Source organism: Shewanella sp. FDAARGOS_354 (assembly GCF_002209245.2).
Lineage (GTDB): Bacteria > Pseudomonadota > Gammaproteobacteria > Enterobacterales > Shewanellaceae > Shewanella > Shewanella xiamenensis.
In genome coordinates this window covers 1719789-1737272 of record NZ_CP022089.2, presented here as the reverse complement: position 1 = coordinate 1737272, position 17484 = coordinate 1719789, and the positions used below count along the sequence as shown (strand labels likewise).

The following is a 17484-nucleotide window of genomic DNA, read 5'->3' as shown; positions in this document are numbered from 1 at the left end:
AAATGTGGATTAGTCATTTTGACTCTGCGATAACAATACGTTTGTCGATGTTGCAGAGGGCAGGCTATGTGCGTGGATTGTCTGGTGATCTTCCTTAATCCTTAAACCAATAAACTGGCCGCCTTCATTGACTTGCATTGAAGTACAAGCAACATCACCGTCGACAATCCCATGTGCTTGGATGACTAAGCGCTCGCAAATCAATCGGCCTTTGAAATAACCATCAATAATTAATTCTCGACACTTTACCTCGCAGTGAAGACTTCCCGTTTGCTCAACAATCACATTCGCCTGTGACAGTATTTGACCTTGAACTTCACCACCAATCAACACATCGCCAGCAAATTCAATATTGCCAGTCAGCCTAGTGCCTTTAGCAATAAAACTGAGCGCGGGGGACGATTTGCGGGTAAACAGGAGATTTTTGCCAAACATGGTGATGAGAAACCTAATACATTGGGAATGAAATACTAACGTAAATACAGGGACAAGCCTAGGGCGCTCAATGGCTATTCTGCTTGCTTAATACTAATCGCTTGATTTGGGCACGGAGCGACACAGGCGCCACAACCCGTACATAGGCTTGTATCAATTTTCGGCATAGGCGCTTTGCCTACACTTAGGGTGAAACTGATGGCGCGGGGCTCACAAGCATCCTTACAACTTTGGCACCAAATACCTTGAAAGGTTAAGCAGTTATCTTGAATAGCCGCGATGTGTTGCCATGGCGTTTGGGTCAAATCAAACAACTTTTGCTCAGGACAGACAGTGGCGCATTGAGTACAAAAAGTGCATTCATTGTCCTTAAACGAGACTTCAGGGAAGCCGCCATCACCTTTGAAAATTATCTTAGTTTCACAGGCGGTGATACAGGCTGAGCAGCGAGTACAGATATCGGTAAATTCTACCCCCTCGCGCACCCAAGGCGGCCTAATCGCCAAGGACTTTCGGCGACTAAAGAGACTACGGCGACTGTGATTAATGCTTTCTGTCATAGGTGTTTAATGGATAACAATCTTTATTAATCGAGAAGAAAAATGGCTTGGGAATTACCACAAGCCATTTAGATGATTAGCTTTTATAACCATTGGGATTGGTTGATTGCCAATGCCAACTGCTATTGGCCATATCCTCAATACTATGGGTCGCCTGCCAGCCCAAATCGGTTCTAGCATGCTCAGGGTTTGCATAACAGGCGGCAATATCTCCTGGGCGGCGTGGTGCAATCTGATAGGCAATCGATTTACCACAGGCTTTCTCGAAGGCTTTAACCATATCGAGCACGCTGTAACCTTGGCCTGTACCTAGATTGTAGGTGACAAGCCCCGGTTTTGTGGCGAGTTTCTCAAGGGCTTTAAGGTGACCAATGGCTAAATCCACCACATGGATATAATCACGAACGCCAGTTCCATCGTGGGTTGGGTAATCATTGCCGAACACACTGAGGGCCTCGCGTTTACCCACGGCGACTTGGGCTATAAATGGCATCAAGTTATTCGGAATATCGTTAGGATCTTCGCCAATCAAACCACTGGCATGGGCACCAACGGGGTTGAAGTAACGTAAACGAGCGATATTCCAACTTGGGTCGCTATGGTGTAAATCCGCCAGAATATGCTCAACCATCAATTTAGATTGACCATAGGGGTTAGTGGCACCCGTTGGAAAATCTTCGGTAATGGGCAGGCTAGCAGGATCACCATACACAGTTGCCGAGGAACTAAAGACGAGATTTTTCACCTTAAACTCTGCCATCACTTGGCAAAGAATTAAGGTGCCAGTCACGTTATTCTCATAGTATTTCAGTGGCTTAGCTACTGACTCGCCGACGGCCTTTAATCCAGCAAAGTGGATAACGGCATCGATGTTATGGTCGCTAAAGACTTTCTGCAGTAAGGCCTTATTGAGAATATCGCCTTGGTAGAATGTGACCGATTTACCGGTAATGCGCTCGACACGGTTTAGTGCTTCGATACTTGAATTAGACAGGTTGTCTAATACAATCACTTCGCTTCCCGCATTAAGTAATTCCACTACGGTATGAGTGCCAATATAACCGGCGCCTCCGGTCACTAAAATCGTCATTATTTAATTCCCTTTACAACTGTTTTTAAGTAGTGGGCAAAATCTTCACCGATTTCGCTGTGGCGCAGAGCGTATTCTACGTTAGCGCGCATATAGCCTTGTTTGTTACCGCAGTCGTGACTCTTACCTTGCATATAGTAAGCGTTTACGGTTTCTTGCTTCATTAACATCGCAATGGCGTCTGTTAATTGGATTTCATCACCTGCGCCCGCAGGCGTTTTGGCCAGCAATGGCCAAATTGCTGCGGGTAACACGTAACGGCCAACAACGGCTAAGTTAGATGGCGCTTCATCAACTGGAGGTTTTTCAACGAGTTCGACTAATGGCTCTGATTCACCAGGCTGTAAATCGTGGCCGTTCACATCGGCAATACCATATTGATTGACTAAATGATGTGGTACGCCTTCAACCATGATTTGACCCACTTGGGTTTCATCAAACAGGCTTACCATTGCGGCAAGGTTATCGGTTTTTAAGTCGCAACTGGCGTCATCGATAATCACATCCGGCAGCAATACGGCAAAAGGCGCATCACCTACTACGGATTTAGCGCATAAAATAGCGTGACCTAAGCCTTTAGCTTGGGATTGACGTACGCTGATCACCGTCACGTCTTTCGGGCAAATGGATTGCACCGCTTCGAGTAATTGACGTTTTACGCGGCGCTCTAATTGCGCTTCTAATTCAAAACTGGTGTCGAAATGGTTTTCGATAGAGTTTTTACTGGCGTGGGTTACGAGCACAATTTCTTTGATACCCGCAGCAATAGCTTCACTAACGACATATTGGATCAGTGGCTTATCAACAACAGGGAGCATTTCCTTAGGGATAGCTTTGGTCGCAGGAAGCATACGAGTGCCAAGTCCGGCGACAGGAATAACGGCTTTACGAATTTGATGTTGTTTCATTGCGAACCTTCAGATTAAGGAGAGGCGATTATTGGGCAATATTGTAAATGACCTACGCAGAAAAGCCATTTGCAAACACCGAAATTTGTCGGTTTTTCTGCATATTATCAGCCTATCGTCGTCATTTTTGAGCGGCAGTGTCAAGGTTTGCTAGCAGTCAGGCTCAGATCCGATTTGGATCCACCAAGGGTTTTAAATGCTTTGTAATATTTGCTTTACGTTTGCGTCACATTATCGCGTAAACAATAAACTGTGAGGGAGTTAACAAAAATCGAGGCTTAGATCACTATGGAGGCATTAGCGTCAGCCATGAAGTGAATTTTATGACTAAAGAGATAGCGCACACCGCGCCCTATGTTGCGCGAAGTGCAGATGATTCAGGGTATATCCATTACCCGCAGGAAGAACATGATATTTGGAGCCAATTATATGCTCGCCAAGCGGTGAACCTACCGGGGCGTGCGTGTCAGGAATATCTCCAAGGGCTCGATGCCTTGGCGATGCCGAAGGACCGCATTCCACAATTGGCAGAGATAGACAAAGTATTGCAAGCAACCACGGGCTGGAAAACCGCTGCCGTGCCGGCCTTGATTTCCTTTGGCCGCTTCTTTGAGCTTTTGGCCAACAAGGAATTTCCGGTTGCGACCTTTATCCGCCGTAAGGAAGAGTTTGATTACCTGCAAGAGCCGGATATTTTCCATGAGATCTTTGGTCATTGCCCCTTGCTGACCAATCCTTCTTTCGCCCATTTTTCCCATATCTATGGTCAATTGGGCTTAAATGCCAGCAAGGAAGACCGTGTCTTTTTAGCGCGCCTGTATTGGTTTACCGTCGAGTTTGGCTTACTCAAGCCCCAAGATGGCGAATTGTGTATCTACGGCGGCGGTATTTTAAGTTCTCCCGGCGAAACCTTGTATGCCATGGAAAGCCAAGTGCCGGAGCGTAAGCCCTTCGATCTCTTAGATGTGCTGCGCACGCCTTATCGTATCGATATTATGCAGCCGATTTATTATGTGATTGAACATATTGATATGCTGGATGAAATTGCCAAGATGGACATCATGGCCTACGTGGCTAAGGCGCGTCAGCTAGGCTTGTTTGCCCCTAAGTATCCGCCTAAGGCCAAGAAAGCAAGCTAACTGATGACTGTTAAAAACGAATTAAATAAAGCGTAATAAGGGCAACGGATTGATCCCCTAATGTTGCCAAGAGGAGTATGTATGACAGCGTTAACCCAAATGAAATGTGAAGCTTGCCAAGCCGATGCACCGAAAGTGACCGATGCAGAATTGGCCGAACTTATCCGCATTATCCCCGATTGGGGCGTGCAAGTGCGTGATGGCATCATGCAATTGGAACGGGTTTACAAGTTTAAAAACTTTAAGTTAGCGATGGCGTTTACCAATAAGTTAGCGGATCTGGCCGAAGAAGAATTCCACCACCCAGGCATTTTAACCGAGTGGGGCAAGGTGACTGTGACTTGGTGGTCACACTCAATCAAGGGCCTGCATAAAAATGACTTCATTATGGCAGCCAAGACCGACCAGTTGTTAGATTAAAAAATTCAATTTTAAAATCAGCGCTTTAATTATATTTAGGCGCTGATTTTTTCTTCCTGTTACAAATACGCTGTAAACTAGACTTGCCACTTTGAGCGTAACCTTCTAACGTATACACGCCCAGCTATTTATCCTGCCTTTTACGTTTGCGTAAACTATGAAGGCTTAATCAAACGAATGTCTTACGAGGCCAAGCCTAAGGACTCGAACTCGAGATAATAGCTCTGCACGGTTTATCCCAAAATTCGAATCAAAATAGGGAATATCAGTCATTATGCGCTTGGAAGTTAGCTGTCAAGATCGCGTGGGTTTAGCGAAAGACATCTTAGTCGTGTTAGAACGTTATGGCATTAATCTCATTGCCATTGATGCCAGTAACCAAGGTTTTCTTTACCTGCAATTTGCTGAAGTCAGTTTTGAAACCTTAAGCGCCTTGATGCCGCAGATCCGCAAAGTGGAGAGCGTCCACGATGTACGAACGGTGTCATTTATGCCGTCGGAGCAAGAACACTACGCCTTAAAAACCCTACTTAAAACTCTCCCAGACTCTGTGTTTTCCATCGATGTGAAGGCACGTATTCGCATTGTGAACGAATCGGCGCTGCTCAATATGGGCATGGGTGAACACGAAGTGCTTGATGAATCCTTAAACCATTGGGTACAAGGGTTTAACTTCAGCCGCTGGCTGAGTGAGGGCCAAGTGCTGCCGCAGGCAGCGCGGGTTAATATCGGCCAAAACGAATATCTGGCTGAAATGTTACCGATTTATTTACCTGATGAGGACGAGAAAACTATCCTCGTCGGTGCGGTGGTGTCGCTTAAATCGCCTGCGCGGGTGGGTAAACAATTTAATGCGCTGCAAAATCAAACCACAGGCTTTGAAAATGTATTGGCCAGCAGTGACAAGATGAAAGAAGTGCTTAAACAAGCCCGCCGCATGGCGCAGCTCGATGCGCCATTACTGATCACGGGCGAAACTGGCACCGGTAAAGAATTAATGGCTAGAGCCAGCCATGATGCCAGCATGCGCCGCGAAAAGCCGTTTATTGCCATTAACTGTGCGGCATTGCCCGATAGCGCCGCCGAAGAAGAACTGTTTGGCTACGTTAGCCAAGGTAAAGTCATTAAACGTGGTTTTTTTGAAGAGGCGAAGGGCGGCACTGTATTTCTTGATGAAGTGGCTGAAATGTCCAAGGCGGCACAGGTTAAATTGCTGCGGTTATTACAGGATGGCACCTTTAGACGTATCGGCGGCGACGAAGAAGTCCGCGCCGATGTACGGATTATCTGCTCGACCCAGAAAAACTTAGCCGAGTTGTGCCAAACCGGTGAGTTTAGAGAAGATTTGTACTATCGCATCCATGTGCTTAGCTACCATATTCCGTCACTGCGCGAGCGCAAGGTCGATATCATTCCGCTGACGGAGATGTTCCTCGAGCACTACAGCCAGCAACTTTCTAGCCCTGTGAGACGGATTTCGGCTCAATGTCGCGATCATCTCTTAACCTATGCCTGGCCGGGTAACGTGCGTCAGCTTAAAAATGCAGTTTTTAGAGCCGTATCCATGTGGGATGGTTCAGGCGAGCTGACCGTTGAGCAACTTAAGTTACCATCCTACGCCGAAGGTTTTGGTTATTTCGATAATGCCTTCGAAGGTAATCTCGATGATGCGATGAAGCAATTTGAGGCTAGCTTACTGCGCCGCTTATATCCGGCTTACCCCAGTACTCGCCAATTGGCGAAGAAATTGGGCGTGTCTCATACGGCTATCGCCAATAAACTTAGGGAATATAAGATCGCCAAGCCAAAGTAATCTTGCTTTAAGCTTAGGATGTAACAGTATCGTTCCACTTTGTTGTCGACTTTTTCACCATATCGTTCAGCGAAATAGTGACAAGCGGCAACAGGGTAGGAAACGTAATGATTAGTTTACAAAATGTGAAAAAATAAGCTGAAATGTGATTTTGCTCACGCTATAGGAATCCGTCGTCGCTTCGGGTATTTCTACGCGCAGCAAACCCTAATACCGAGTCAATATAGGTTTTTATTCACCTATGTTCTCGTCAGCAAAAAATTCGCGTTAGCTGATATTGTCGGTTAACTATAACGAGATAAAAAGCGCAGTACGCCGAGCCGTAGAAGCACAGGAGCAGATATGAAACTTGCCAGTTATAACAATGGTCGCCGCGATGGTCAGTTAATGTTAGTGAGCCGCGATCTTACTCAAACGGTGGCTGTGCCAGCGATTGCCCATACGATGCAACAATTACTCGATGGTTGGGAATTGCTCAAACCGCAATTACAAGAATTGTATGATGCGCTCAACGAAGGCAAATTACCGAACGCGCAAGCCTTCGATGAAACCAAATGTTTATCACCCTTACCACGCGCTTATCAGTGGGCCGATGGTAGTGCCTATGTAAACCATGTGGAATTAGTGCGTAAGGCGCGCGGCGCTGAAATGCCAGAAACCTTCTGGACCGATCCGCTGTTTTACCAAGGCGGCTCTGACAGCTTTATCGCGCCCAAGGCGGATATCCCGCTGGCGAGCGAAGACTGGGGCATCGATTTCGAATCCGAAATCGCTGTGATCACTGATGATGTGCCCATGGGCGTGAGTGTTGAAAATGCAGCGAAACACATCAAACTGCTGATGTTAGTTAATGATGTGTCACTGCGTAATTTGATCCCTGCTGAACTCGCCAAAGGTTTTGGTTTCTTCCAATCTAAACCTTCGAGCAGCTTCTCGCCGGTAGCCATTACGCCAGATGAATTAGGCGCACGTTGGGAAGATTCAAAGGTGCACCTACCGCTTATCACATACCTAAACGGTGAGTTATTTGGCCGCCCGAATGCGGGTGTGGATATGACCTTTAACTTCAGTCAGTTAGTTTCTCATGTTGCTAAAACCCGTCCATTGGGTGCGGGCGCAATTATCGGTTCTGGTACGATTTCTAACTATGACCGCAGTGCCGGCTCAAGCTGCTTAGCTGAAAAACGTATGCTCGAAGTCATTGCCGATGGTAAAGCTAGCACACCGTTTATGCGTTTTGGCGACACAGTGCGTATTGAAATGCTTGATGACAAGGGAATGTCAATTTTTGGCTCTATCGATCAAAAAGTGGTTGAGTACAAGGCGTAAGGCTTTTTTATTTGAAAAGTGATAGATAATATCGACGGGGCTATTTAGCCCCGTTTTTCAGCATGACAAAAGGACAGCGTGAGATGAAACTATACGGTTATTGGCGCTCTAGCGCCGCCTATCGTGTGCGTATTGCCCTCAATCTTAAAGGTGTGAGCGCCGAGCAGTTATCGGTGCATTTAGTGCGTGATGGTGGTGAGCAGCACAAGGCGGACTATATCGCGCTAAACCCGCAGGAGCTAGTCCCCACTTTGGTGGTGGATGATGAGCAGGATGGGGATGCGTTATCCCAATCTTTAGCCATTATTGAGTATCTAGATGAACTCTATCCAAAGACACCGCTATTACCCGCATCAGCCCTTGAGCGTGCCCATGTTCGCGCCATGGCATTAACCATCGCCTGTGAAATTCATCCACTCAATAACCTGCGGGTATTGCAGTATTTAACTCAGAAGCTGAACGTTGACGAAGAAGCTAAAACCGCTTGGTATCACCATTGGGTGGCAACGGGATTTGCGGCACTTGAGACCCAACTGGCGCGCCATAGTGGCCGATATTGCTTTGGGGATAAGGTGACTATCGCAGATTTGTGTTTAGTGCCGCAGGTGTACAACGCGCAGCGTTTTAATGTGGATTTAACGCCGTACCCCAATATTATGCGAGTATGGGCTGAATGTAATTTATTGCCAGCCTTTGCGGATGCGGCGCCAGAGCGCCAAGCCGATGCAGTTTAACCTATCATTAACTGCTTATTAAGTGCGATGAAATCGATGATGAAGTGGCGTGAGTCGATGTCACTTCTGTGTTTCTAACTTATTAAAGCGGATATTGGCCATGACTGAAGCCGAATTAAATGCATTGTTATGCGCATGGCTAAGCCAAGATAAACAGCGGTTAAGGGCACTTGAATTAGCGCAGCAATGTGCCCAAGTGTATGATATTCCGCAGTGGTGCTTGGCGGCGGGGTTTGTCCGTAATCTGGTGTGGGACAAATTGCACGATATTAAGCCGCGTCCGTTAAACGATATCGATCTGATTTACTATTGTCCCTTGGATACTCTTCCTGAGCGAGATAGGGCGATAGAAGCCTACCTACAAACACTGGCGCCAGACTTACCTTGGTCAGTAAAAAATCAGGCGCGAATGCACCTTAAGCATCTCGACAATCCCTATCAATCGACACTGGATGCAATGTGTTATTGGCCCGAAATCGAAACTGCTGTCGGTGTGTCGCTTGAACAGACGCTTAAGTTTTCTGCTCCAGCCAATAAAGGCTTACATATTATCGCCCCCTTTGGCTTAGCCTCATTATTTGCCTTACAACTAACGCCCAATCCTCGGCGTCCTTTAGCGTTATTTCATCAACGGTTAGCCGCAAAGTCTTGGCTTAAACAATATCCGCGACTAGCTATAGCCTATTGAGCCATTTGGTTAAGATGAGTTTAGAGGCTTATTCTTTTATTCGCAGATGAGTGAGTGTAAACCGAAATAAGCACCTTCTAGGTCGATTCTTAATTCCTGTCTTTGCCTGCTTTTGGATTCTTTCGCGTTTTTTCTACTGAATATCGTCGAATTTCATCGGATTTTAATTTCAATTTATGTTGATTAAATGTAAATGGCGAAATTGGCAATTTTCCTCCTATTACCTCTTCGGGAGGTGATTAGTGATGGCTAATTAATGCGGTTGGTCACAAAAAATGAACCGGTATTGTCAATAAATGTTTAGATAACGTGACTTGTATCTCATGATTTATACCTCGAAATAAGTATCGCCGCCTAATCTTGATTTAGATCAATAAGGTGAATAATTTTATCTGGCAGTGTAGGCGTCAATTGTTAAGGATGTAATGTAAAACAAAAACCTATGTTGTACATATGGAGTATGATGATGAATAAAACTACTGTTTCTACACTGATCGCTGCCACCCTGTTAGCCGCTGGTTTCTCTGCTTCTGTTTCTGCCCATCAAGCGGGCGATATCATTGTTCGTGCCGGTGCTGTGGTTGTTGCGCCAAATGAATCGAGTGATGATGTTGCGGGCAATGGTGAATTCCAAATCAGCAATAACACTCAACTAGGCTTGAACTTTGGTTATATGCTGACCGATAACTTCGGGGTAGAGTTATTAGCTGCGACTCCATTTAGCCATGATGTCTCTTTAGGTGGTAATAAGATTGCTGAAACCAAACATTTGCCACCAACTCTAGTGGCACAGTACTATTTTGGTAATGCTCAATCTGCATTACGTCCATATGTAGGCGTGGGTGTGAACTACACTAACTTCTTCGACAATGAATTCACCAACGATTTAAATGGTGCCTTAACTGACTTAAGCATGAGCACCTCCTGGGGCCTAGCGGCGCAAGCGGGTATCGATTATCAAGTCAATAAAAACTGGTTAGTTAACGCCTCTGTGTGGTATGCGCAAATTAGCACCGATGTGAAGTTTAAGTTAGCGGGTGATACTAAAGTAATTGATACTGACATTAACCCATGGGTTTATATGGTCAGCGTGGGTTACACTTTCTAATCATCTGATTTTAAAGTAACAAAAAAAGGAGCCAGCGGCTCCTTTTTTGTTTTCGCAGTGTAATAAAGCTAAACGCGGAACAACACTACTTTTTAGCCTTTTTCGGCTTCCAGTGGCGAGTGTTATAGATAAACTCAGGCAGTAATTTAGTCAGCCAAGCCACTAAGCGCCAACGCTTGGTCACATAGACACGACGTTTACCCTGCTGCATGGCCTTAATGATCTGCGCCGCCACTTGCGGGAGCGGGGCAAGCCATAGGGTGCTTTGCTGCATGGCGGCCTTATCCAGTAAACCAAGTTGAATATCGGTAATAGTAATAGGCAACTTAAGCCGCTGGGCATGCATGCTTAAGCCTTCCAAATAGTTTTGCGCAAAGGCTTTAGAGGCATGATAAGCCACACTCGGGCCGCCGCGCAGACCAGCAATCGAGTTAATGGTGGCAAGCTGGCCGTAACCCTGTTCGCGAAATAATCTAAAAGCGGTATTACAGATAGCGGCAAAGCCCCGCACATTGACGTCGATAATGTCTTGCTCAGGTAACCATGGCAGCTCAGGGTCGTAGCTATTGAGTCCGGTATTCACCAAGACTAAATGAGCACCGCCGAGACTTTGCCAGACGTTTTCGAGTTGCTTGATGATGGCACTTGGCTGTTCAATTTGCAGTGAAAATACTTGTACTTTGGTAGGTAAGGTCGAGGCGAACTCGCGCAGCGATTCAACATCCTGTGCAAAAAGTGCTAATTCAACTTGCTGTTCGGCCAATTGTTTGGCAAGTTCGCGGCTTAAATGTGAGCTAGCGCCCACAATTATCGCAGTTGCTTGGGTCATAAATTTTTCGGCAACGAAATGGTGGCTTATCATAGGAAGATATGCCCAGCATGACAAGATTTATAGCTTGGGCGTATAGACATCCAGAAGTCTTTATGTATGATTAGGAGAAATGAAATGACACATGGGTTAAGGATTAGCGGACTGACATCTGCATGGCAAAAATGGGCGGCAATGGTATTACTCACTGTGACGACGATGATGACAGGTTGTGCCACACCAAATGCGGTTGTTGAGATTAAAGGTGAGGCCATGTATCGCGAACGTATCGCACTGCCTGCCGATGCCAAGTTGATTGTGCAGTTGCTTGATGTCTCTAAGATGGATGTACCTGCTGTGGTGATGGCAGAGCGTGAGAGTCAAGGCGCTAAAACCCCTACGCCATTTAGTTTTACTATAGGGCGCGATCAGTTTGAAGCAGGGCATACCTATGCCATTGGTGCAAGGATTATGCTCGGTGATAAGTTATTGTTTATTAATACTCAAGCCTATCATGTCGATCTCAATTCGACTGAGCCTATGACGATACTGCTTGAGAAAGTCGGCCGCTAATTTGTTTGCTCTTTGCTGAGTGGCATACGCGCGCCGGAACCCTTGATTGTTTGAACAGAAGAGGCGCGGTATGCCAGTTAAAATTCCAGATCATCTGCCAGCAGCAGGGATTTTAGAATCTGAAAATATTTTCGTAATGTCCGAAACTCGGGCCGCCAATCAGGATATCAGACCGATGAAGGTACTGATCCTGAACTTGATGCCCAATAAAATTGAGACCGAAACCCAGCTTCTACGCCTTTTAGGCAACACGCCCTTGCAGGTGGATGTGGATTTACTGCGTATTCACGATAAAGAGTCGAAGCACACTTCTATCGATCATATGAACACCTTCTACCGTGATTTTGAGGATGTGCGCCATAAAAACTACGACGGCCTAATCATCACTGGCGCGCCGTTAGGGCAAATTGATTTTGAAGATGTGACTTATTGGGACCATATCCGTGAAATTATCGATTGGTCACAGCAGCATGTTACCTCGGTGCTCTTCCTCTGCTGGGCGGCGCACGCTGGGCTTTACCATCTCTATGGATTAAATCGTAAAATCCTTGAGCAAAAGCGCTCAGGGGTGTTTGTCCATCGCCGCACCTGCCTGCATTTCCCGCTGCTGCGCGGATTTGATGATGAGTTCTTTGCACCGCATTCCCGCTTTGCCGAGATGGATATTGAGGAGCTTAAGCGACATCCTGAACTACAAGTGCTGGCAGAGTCCGAGGAAGCAGGAGCCTATTTGGTCCTCAGTCGCAATAATCGCAACCTGTTTGTCATGGGTCACCCTGAGTATCAAAAATCCACCCTAAACGATGAATATCATCGGGATTTGGCGCAGGGCTTAAACCCAAATGTGCCACAAAACTATTACCGTAACGATGATCCTAAGGCCGATGCCATTGCCCGTTGGCACAGCCATGGTAGCCTGCTAGTTAGCAACTGGCTTAACTATTACGTTTACCAATTAACGCCTTACGACCTGAGTGATATGACAGCGATGACACCATGGGAATCGCAGTAGGGACGTTGTTTTAGTTTGTCAGGCATTGACGGTTTCTTAAGCTCAATGCCTGTTGAATCACCTCGCTATGCTGTTTCTGTTTGCTTGAATTTTTTGAACTGACTAGGGCGTGTTGACGTTTCAGGGTTATTTTTGCAGCAATTAGGCTGGCTTTTATGCAAGGCAAAGTCCGTGCAGTGTAGTTATTCTACATAAACGGACGATAACGCAGCAGAAAAGCCAGCCAAATGCTGCCCGAAGGGTTCGTCTGGCAAGCCCTTGCTCTTTGTCGCTCGTCATTTGAGTAGAATAACTACACATCATTCCTCGTTTCGCGAGCACGAACTTGCCAGAACGAACAAAATCTAATCTCGAAACGTCAACACGCCCTAATAAATTTACCATTCGCTTAGCCACTGTTTGCTCGCCTGTTAACCTCATTTGTCTTTAGCGCTGTTCATCATCTGCTGGTAAGGTTTTGTTCCTGCTGCAAGGCAAGCGCTTTTATTGAGTCACTTCCTCCTTGTTACCATTTCAAATGCCGTTAAGGCCTCTCGACTGTAAATTCTGACTGACAATCTGACGTGGATAAAATCGATACATTAGACCAAGGAATACTTGCTTTACGTTCGCGTAAACGTCAGAGTGGTTTCATTGTTACTATTTATCCGCCGCTGGCGTGTGTTACCGCCAAGGCACATTTAGCTTGGAGTCCCCATGAGTACTGAACAATTTAACCAAGAGATCGTTATTGTTGCCGCTAAACGCACCCCAATGGGTGGCTTTCAAGGCAGTTTGTCTGGCGTAACGTCTCCGAGCTTAGCGGCCACCGCCATCAAAGCCCTGTTAGCTGATACCCAAGTTGCGGGTGATAAGGTTGATGAAGTGTTAATGGGCTGCGTATTGCCAGCGGGTCTGGGTCAAGCACCTGCGCGTCAGGCAACCTTAGGTGCAGGTTTACCCCTGTCTGTTGGCGCTACGACCGTAAACAAAGTCTGTGGCTCTGGGATGAAAACCGTGATGCTTGCCCACGATTTACTCAAAGCGGGCAGTGCTAAGTTGGTGGTTGCTGGTGGTATGGAAAGCATGAGCCAAGCTCCTTACTTGCTAGATAAAGCGCGCGCTGGCATGCGTATGGGCCATGGCAAGGTCTTAGATCATATGTTCCTCGACGGTTTAGAAGATGCCTACACTGGCGGCGCTATGGGCACATTCGCCCAGAAAACTGCCGATGAATACGGCTTAACCCGCGAGCAAATGGATGCCTTTGCCCTAAGCTCACTGGAAAAAGCCAATGCGGCTATTACTTCTGGCGCCTTCAAGGCGGAAATTGTACCTGTGACTGTGAGCGATCGCCGTGGTGATGTGACTATCGATACCGATGAGCAGCCTGGTAACGCTCGCCCTGAAAAAATCCCTGCACTGCGCCCAGCATTTGCCAAAGACGGCACTATTACGGCGGCAAACTCAAGCTCTATTTCCGATGGCGCGGCAGCGCTGATGCTAACCACCCGCGCCAATGCCGAGCAGTTAGGCTTAACTGTGCTGGCCACCATCAAGGGCCACACCACCCATGCCCAGGAGCCATCACTCTTTACCACTGCGCCCGTTGGCGCGATGGCAAAACTGTTGAGCAATGTCGGCTGGTCTAAGGACGAGGTTGACCTGTTCGAAATCAACGAAGCCTTTGCCATGGTGACTATGCTGGCCGTTTCTGAATTAGGTTTAGATATGGCCAAAGTGAACGTGAATGGCGGTGCCTGTGCCTTAGGTCATCCTATCGGTTGCTCGGGCGCACGTTTGCTGGTGACCTTAATTCATGCACTTAAAGCCCGTGGGCTTAAGCGCGGCGTAGCCTCACTCTGTATCGGTGGCGGTGAAGCGACCGCTATGGCAATCGAAGTCTAATCAAAGGCTTAATCGGGAATAACTGCTAAATCAACAAGACCAAGACTGAGCTGGCAAGGGCAAACATCCCACTGAGGATAAACATAATATCGCACCGCCAGCTCGACCCTAAACAAGGAAAAGGATTGCAACATGACCACACAAGTTAAGCATTACATCGATGGCGAATTCACCACAGGCACAGGAACATCACACGTGGTGACTAATCCTGCCAATAACGCGCCGATTGCCGTTATCAATAGCGCCACGACCGATGAAGTCCATGCGGCCATTGCTAGTGCTAAGGCGGCTTTTAAGACGTGGAAAGAAGTACCTGTGTCTGAGCGTGCCCGTGTCATGTTGCGCTACCAACACTTACTTAAAGAACACCACGACGAACTGGCGACTATCCTTGCCAAAGAAACCGGCAAAACCTTTGAAGATGCCAAGGGCGATGTGTGGCGTGGAATTGAAGTGGCCGAACATGCCTGCAACATTGCTTCATTACTGATGGGCGAAACCGTTGAGAATGTCGCGCGTTCAATCGATACCTACAGCTACACTCAGCCTCTGGGTGTGTGTGCGGGCATCACGCCGTTTAACTTCCCAGCAATGATCCCCCTGTGGATGTTCCCTCTGGCGATTGCCTGTGGTAACACTTTTATCCTTAAGCCATCAGAGCAAGACCCAATGACGCCGCAGCGCTTAGTTGAGCTGTTTGTCGAAGCGGGCGCGCCAAAGGGCGTATTGCAACTGATCCATGGTGATAAAACGGCGGTGGATATCCTGCTGGCCGATCCTGCGGTTAAGGCTATTTCCTTCGTCGGCTCTGTGGCTGTAGGTCAATACATCTACAAAACTGGTACCGATAACTTAAAACGCGTGCAAGCCTTTGCTGGGGCGAAAAACCACTGTGTGATTATGCCTGATGCGAATAAGCAGCAAGTGATCAACAACCTAGTGGGCGCATCGGTCGGCGCGGCGGGGCAGCGTTGTATGGCGATTTCTGTCGCGGTATTTGTCGGCGCGGCTAAAGAGTGGATCCCTGAACTCAAAGAAGCACTGGCGAAGGTTCGCCCAGGTTTATGGGACGATAAAGAAGCCGGCTACGGCCCGCTGATCAGCCCTGCCGCTAAAGCGCGCGTGCTCAAACTTATCGCCCAAGGTAAGCAAGAGGGCGCAGAGTGTTTACTCGATGGCAGCGATTTTACTGTGGCGGGCTATGAGTCAGGTAACTGGGTCGGGCCAACCATGTTCACTAAGGTCACGACCGATATGAGCATCTATAAAGAAGAAATCTTTGGCCCTGTACTGTGTTGCATGGAATCAGACTCCTTAGAAGCGGCCATCGAACTGGTTAACGCCAGCCCATACGGCAATGGTACCTCTATCTTTACCGCAAGTGGCGCCGCAGCCCGTAAATATCAACACGAAATCGAAGTTGGCCAAGTCGGTATTAACGTGCCTATCCCAGTGCCATTACCTTTCTTCTCGTTCACGGGTTGGAAGGGCAGTTTCTATGGTGACCAACACGCCTACGGTAAGCAAGCGGTACGTTTCTACACTGAAACTAAAACCATTACTTCCCGCTGGTTCGAGTCGGACATTGCGGTGGCAGCTGGCCCTAATATGAGCATTAACTTGCGCTAAGCGGTTTAAAAAACAGTTTAAACGCATTGTGAAACAGCAGGTGATTCAGTCTAAACGTGGCGCAGTTGGCGTCCATTGATGAAAGCCTGCTGATAAATTCACTGTGTATTACACAAAAGATATTGACGAAAGAAATGGCCAAAGAGTCATAGGAGAGCCAAATGGATTTTAATTTCAACGAAGACCAACGCCAATTTGCCGATCTAGCCCGCCAGTTCGCGGCGGATGAACTCGCCCCCTTTGCCGCCAAATGGGACGAAGAACATCATTTCCCGAAGGATGTGATCCAAAAAGCCGGTGAGCTGGGTTTCTGCTCCTTGTATTCCCCCGAGTCGGAAGGTGGCATGGGCTTATCACGCTTAGATGCCTCGATTATTTTTGAGGAGCTGGCAAAGGGCTGTACAGCCACAACGGCCATGCTGACGATTCACAATATGGCCACTTGGATGGTCACCACTTGGGGTACTGATACTCTGCGTCAAACTTGGTCTGAGCCTTTGACCACGGGTCAAATGCTCGCCTCTTACTGCTTAACAGAACCCGGCGCAGGCTCGGATGCGGCTTCACTGCAAACCAAAGCGGTGCGTGAGGGTGATGAATACGTGGTATCTGGCTCTAAGATGTTTATCTCGGGTGCAGGTTCAACTGAATTGCTGGTGGTGATGTGCCGCACGGGTCAAGCCGGGCCAAAGGGGATTTCGGCTATTGCCATTCCTGCTGACAGTGAAGGCATTATCTACGGTAAAGCTGAAGATAAAATGGGCTGGAACGCGCAGCCGACGCGCTTAGTCACCTTTGATAACGTGCGCGTGCCGGTTGCAAACCTACTCGGTGAAGAAGGCCAAGGTTTTACCTTTGCGATGAAAGGCTTAGACGGTGGCCGTATCAATATCGCTACTTGCTCTGTCGGTACGGCGCAGGCGGCTCTAGAGCGTGCAACCCAGTATATGAACGAGCGTCAGCAATTCGGTAAGCCGCTGGCAGCCTTCCAAGCGCTGCAATTTAAGCTTGCCGATATGGCGACCGAATTAGTGGCCGCGCGTCAAATGGTGCGTCTGGCCGCCTTTAAACTCGACAGTGGCGATCCAGAAGCGACCGCCTATTGTGCGATGGCGAAGCGCTTTGCTACTGATGTGGGTTTTCAAGTTTGCGATGCGGCGCTGCAAATTCATGGCGGATATGGTTATATCAGGGAGTATCCGTTAGAGCGTCACTTCCGTGATGTTCGTGTACACCAGATTTTAGAGGGCACTAACGAGATTATGCGCCTCATTATCGCCCGTCGTTTACTCGACGAAAATGCCGGACAAATCCTTTAAGCTGCCCTAATTGGACTGTAGGATTTGGCGAT

At 47.6% G+C, this 17484-nt stretch carries 17 protein-coding genes; 12 read left to right on the top strand and 5 right to left on the bottom strand.

The annotated features are described in order from the left end of the window. Positions 1-9 precede the first annotated feature (9 nt). The 4 genes from CEQ32_RS07905 to galU form a co-directional block, all read right to left on the bottom strand. A complete protein-coding gene (locus tag CEQ32_RS07905; RefSeq protein WP_047539190.1) occupies positions 10-435 on the bottom strand; it encodes a bactofilin family protein in 426 nt (141 codons plus the stop codon). Between the two features lie 74 nt (positions 436-509). Further along, the gene (gene napF / locus CEQ32_RS07900; protein WP_047539189.1) at positions 510-995 is read right to left on the bottom strand and encodes a ferredoxin-type protein NapF; all 486 of its coding nucleotides are present in this window, start codon (positions 993-995) and stop codon (positions 510-512) included. A 76-nt stretch (positions 996-1071) separates the two neighbouring features. Further along, positions 1072-2085 carry a UDP-glucose 4-epimerase GalE gene (gene galE / locus CEQ32_RS07895; RefSeq protein WP_047539186.1) on the bottom strand — a complete coding sequence of 338 codons (1014 nt, stop codon included), beginning with the start codon at positions 2083-2085 and terminating at the stop codon, positions 1072-1074. After that, complete coding sequence (galU, locus tag CEQ32_RS07890) at positions 2085-2993, bottom strand: UTP--glucose-1-phosphate uridylyltransferase GalU (RefSeq protein WP_037416817.1); 909 nt, start codon at positions 2991-2993, stop codon at positions 2085-2087. The genes galE and galU overlap by 1 nt, the downstream gene beginning before the upstream one ends. 323 nt (positions 2994-3316) lie before the next feature. Between galU and phhA the strand changes: the two genes are divergently transcribed. The 7 genes from phhA to ompW all read left to right on the top strand — a co-directional run bounded on the left by phhA (position 3317) and on the right by ompW (position 10224). Next, entirely contained in the window at positions 3317-4132 is an 816-nt protein-coding gene (phhA, locus tag CEQ32_RS07885; RefSeq protein WP_088585809.1) for a phenylalanine 4-monooxygenase, read from the top strand. A gap of 81 nt (positions 4133-4213) precedes the next feature. Then, positions 4214-4552 carry a 4a-hydroxytetrahydrobiopterin dehydratase gene (locus tag CEQ32_RS07880; protein ID WP_088585808.1) on the top strand — a complete coding sequence of 113 codons (339 nt, stop codon included), beginning with the start codon at positions 4214-4216 and terminating at the stop codon, positions 4550-4552. Positions 4553-4826: 274 nt separating this feature from the next. Beyond that, on the top strand, positions 4827-6365 hold the full coding sequence (gene tyrR, locus CEQ32_RS07875) for a transcriptional regulator TyrR (RefSeq protein WP_011071819.1): 1539 nt from the start codon (positions 4827-4829) through the stop codon (positions 6363-6365). 342 nt (positions 6366-6707) lie between these two features. Further along, positions 6708-7694 (top strand): fumarylacetoacetate hydrolase family protein, encoded by a 987-nt coding sequence (locus CEQ32_RS07870; RefSeq protein ID WP_047539177.1) that lies wholly within the window; start codon positions 6708-6710, stop codon positions 7692-7694. A gap of 83 nt (positions 7695-7777) precedes the next feature. Further along, a complete protein-coding gene (gene maiA, locus CEQ32_RS07865) occupies positions 7778-8428 on the top strand; it encodes a maleylacetoacetate isomerase (protein WP_037416829.1) in 651 nt (216 codons plus the stop codon). Positions 8429-8528: 100 nt separating this feature from the next. Then, on the top strand, positions 8529-9116 hold the full coding sequence (locus CEQ32_RS07860; protein WP_088585807.1) for a nucleotidyltransferase family protein: 588 nt from the start codon (positions 8529-8531) through the stop codon (positions 9114-9116). A gap of 463 nt (positions 9117-9579) precedes the next feature. Further along, positions 9580-10224 (top strand): outer membrane protein OmpW, encoded by a 645-nt coding sequence (ompW, locus tag CEQ32_RS07855; protein ID WP_037416836.1) that lies wholly within the window; start codon positions 9580-9582, stop codon positions 10222-10224. Between the two features lie 85 nt (positions 10225-10309). On the opposite strand, the gene CEQ32_RS07850 is transcribed toward ompW, so the two are convergent. After that, a complete protein-coding gene (locus CEQ32_RS07850) occupies positions 10310-11053 on the bottom strand; it encodes an SDR family NAD(P)-dependent oxidoreductase (protein ID WP_088586961.1) in 744 nt (247 codons plus the stop codon). 117 nt (positions 11054-11170) lie between these two features. Here CEQ32_RS07850 and CEQ32_RS07845 point away from each other — a divergent pair, with 117 nt between their 5' ends. The 5 genes from CEQ32_RS07845 (at position 11171) to CEQ32_RS07820 (ending at position 17452) form a co-directional block, all read left to right on the top strand. After that, a complete protein-coding gene (locus CEQ32_RS07845; RefSeq protein ID WP_037429152.1) occupies positions 11171-11605 on the top strand; it encodes a YbaY family lipoprotein in 435 nt (144 codons plus the stop codon). Positions 11606-11675: 70 nt separating this feature from the next. Further along, positions 11676-12617, top strand: a complete 942-nt coding sequence (gene metA, locus CEQ32_RS07840) for a homoserine O-acetyltransferase MetA (RefSeq protein ID WP_037429149.1) — start codon at positions 11676-11678, stop codon at positions 12615-12617. Positions 12618-13313: 696 nt separating this feature from the next. Next, positions 13314-14504: a thiolase family protein gene (locus CEQ32_RS07830; RefSeq protein WP_055647771.1), complete on the top strand. Its 1191-nt coding sequence runs from the start codon at positions 13314-13316 to the stop codon at positions 14502-14504. A gap of 132 nt (positions 14505-14636) precedes the next feature. After that, entirely contained in the window at positions 14637-16133 is a 1497-nt protein-coding gene (locus tag CEQ32_RS07825) for a CoA-acylating methylmalonate-semialdehyde dehydrogenase (protein WP_055647772.1), read from the top strand. A gap of 161 nt (positions 16134-16294) precedes the next feature. Then, the gene (locus CEQ32_RS07820; protein ID WP_055647773.1) at positions 16295-17452 is read left to right on the top strand and encodes an acyl-CoA dehydrogenase family protein; all 1158 of its coding nucleotides are present in this window, start codon (positions 16295-16297) and stop codon (positions 17450-17452) included. Positions 17453-17484 lie beyond the last annotated feature (32 nt).

Bases quoted from the DNA above. Each gene is read 5' to 3' on its own strand.
- CEQ32_RS07830 (WP_055647771.1), top strand. From the start codon at position 13,314: ATGAGTACTGAACAATTTAACCAAGAGATCGTTATTGTTGCCGCTAAA.
- CEQ32_RS07825 (WP_055647772.1), top strand. From the start codon at position 14,637: ATGACCACACAAGTTAAGCATTACATCGATGGCGAATTCACCACAGGC.
- CEQ32_RS07870 (WP_047539177.1), top strand. From the start codon at position 6,708: ATGAAACTTGCCAGTTATAACAATGGTCGCCGCGATGGTCAGTTAATG.
- CEQ32_RS07850 (WP_088586961.1), bottom strand. From the start codon at position 11,053: ATGACCCAAGCAACTGCGATAATTGTGGGCGCTAGCTCACATTTAAGC.
- ompW (WP_037416836.1), top strand. From the start codon at position 9,580: ATGATGAATAAAACTACTGTTTCTACACTGATCGCTGCCACCCTGTTA.
- CEQ32_RS07880 (WP_088585808.1), top strand. From the start codon at position 4,214: ATGACAGCGTTAACCCAAATGAAATGTGAAGCTTGCCAAGCCGATGCA.
- galU (WP_037416817.1), bottom strand. From the start codon at position 2,993: ATGAAACAACATCAAATTCGTAAAGCCGTTATTCCTGTCGCCGGACTT.
- CEQ32_RS07860 (WP_088585807.1), top strand. From the start codon at position 8,529: ATGACTGAAGCCGAATTAAATGCATTGTTATGCGCATGGCTAAGCCAA.
- CEQ32_RS07845 (WP_037429152.1), top strand. From the start codon at position 11,171: ATGACACATGGGTTAAGGATTAGCGGACTGACATCTGCATGGCAAAAA.
- phhA (WP_088585809.1), top strand. From the start codon at position 3,317: ATGACTAAAGAGATAGCGCACACCGCGCCCTATGTTGCGCGAAGTGCA.
- tyrR (WP_011071819.1), top strand. From the start codon at position 4,827: ATGCGCTTGGAAGTTAGCTGTCAAGATCGCGTGGGTTTAGCGAAAGAC.
- metA (WP_037429149.1), top strand. From the start codon at position 11,676: ATGCCAGTTAAAATTCCAGATCATCTGCCAGCAGCAGGGATTTTAGAA.
- CEQ32_RS07820 (WP_055647773.1), top strand. From the start codon at position 16,295: ATGGATTTTAATTTCAACGAAGACCAACGCCAATTTGCCGATCTAGCC.
- galE (WP_047539186.1), bottom strand. From the start codon at position 2,085: ATGACGATTTTAGTGACCGGAGGCGCCGGTTATATTGGCACTCATACC.
- CEQ32_RS07905 (WP_047539190.1), bottom strand. From the start codon at position 435: ATGTTTGGCAAAAATCTCCTGTTTACCCGCAAATCGTCCCCCGCGCTC.
- napF (WP_047539189.1), bottom strand. From the start codon at position 995: ATGACAGAAAGCATTAATCACAGTCGCCGTAGTCTCTTTAGTCGCCGA.
- maiA (WP_037416829.1), top strand. From the start codon at position 7,778: ATGAAACTATACGGTTATTGGCGCTCTAGCGCCGCCTATCGTGTGCGT.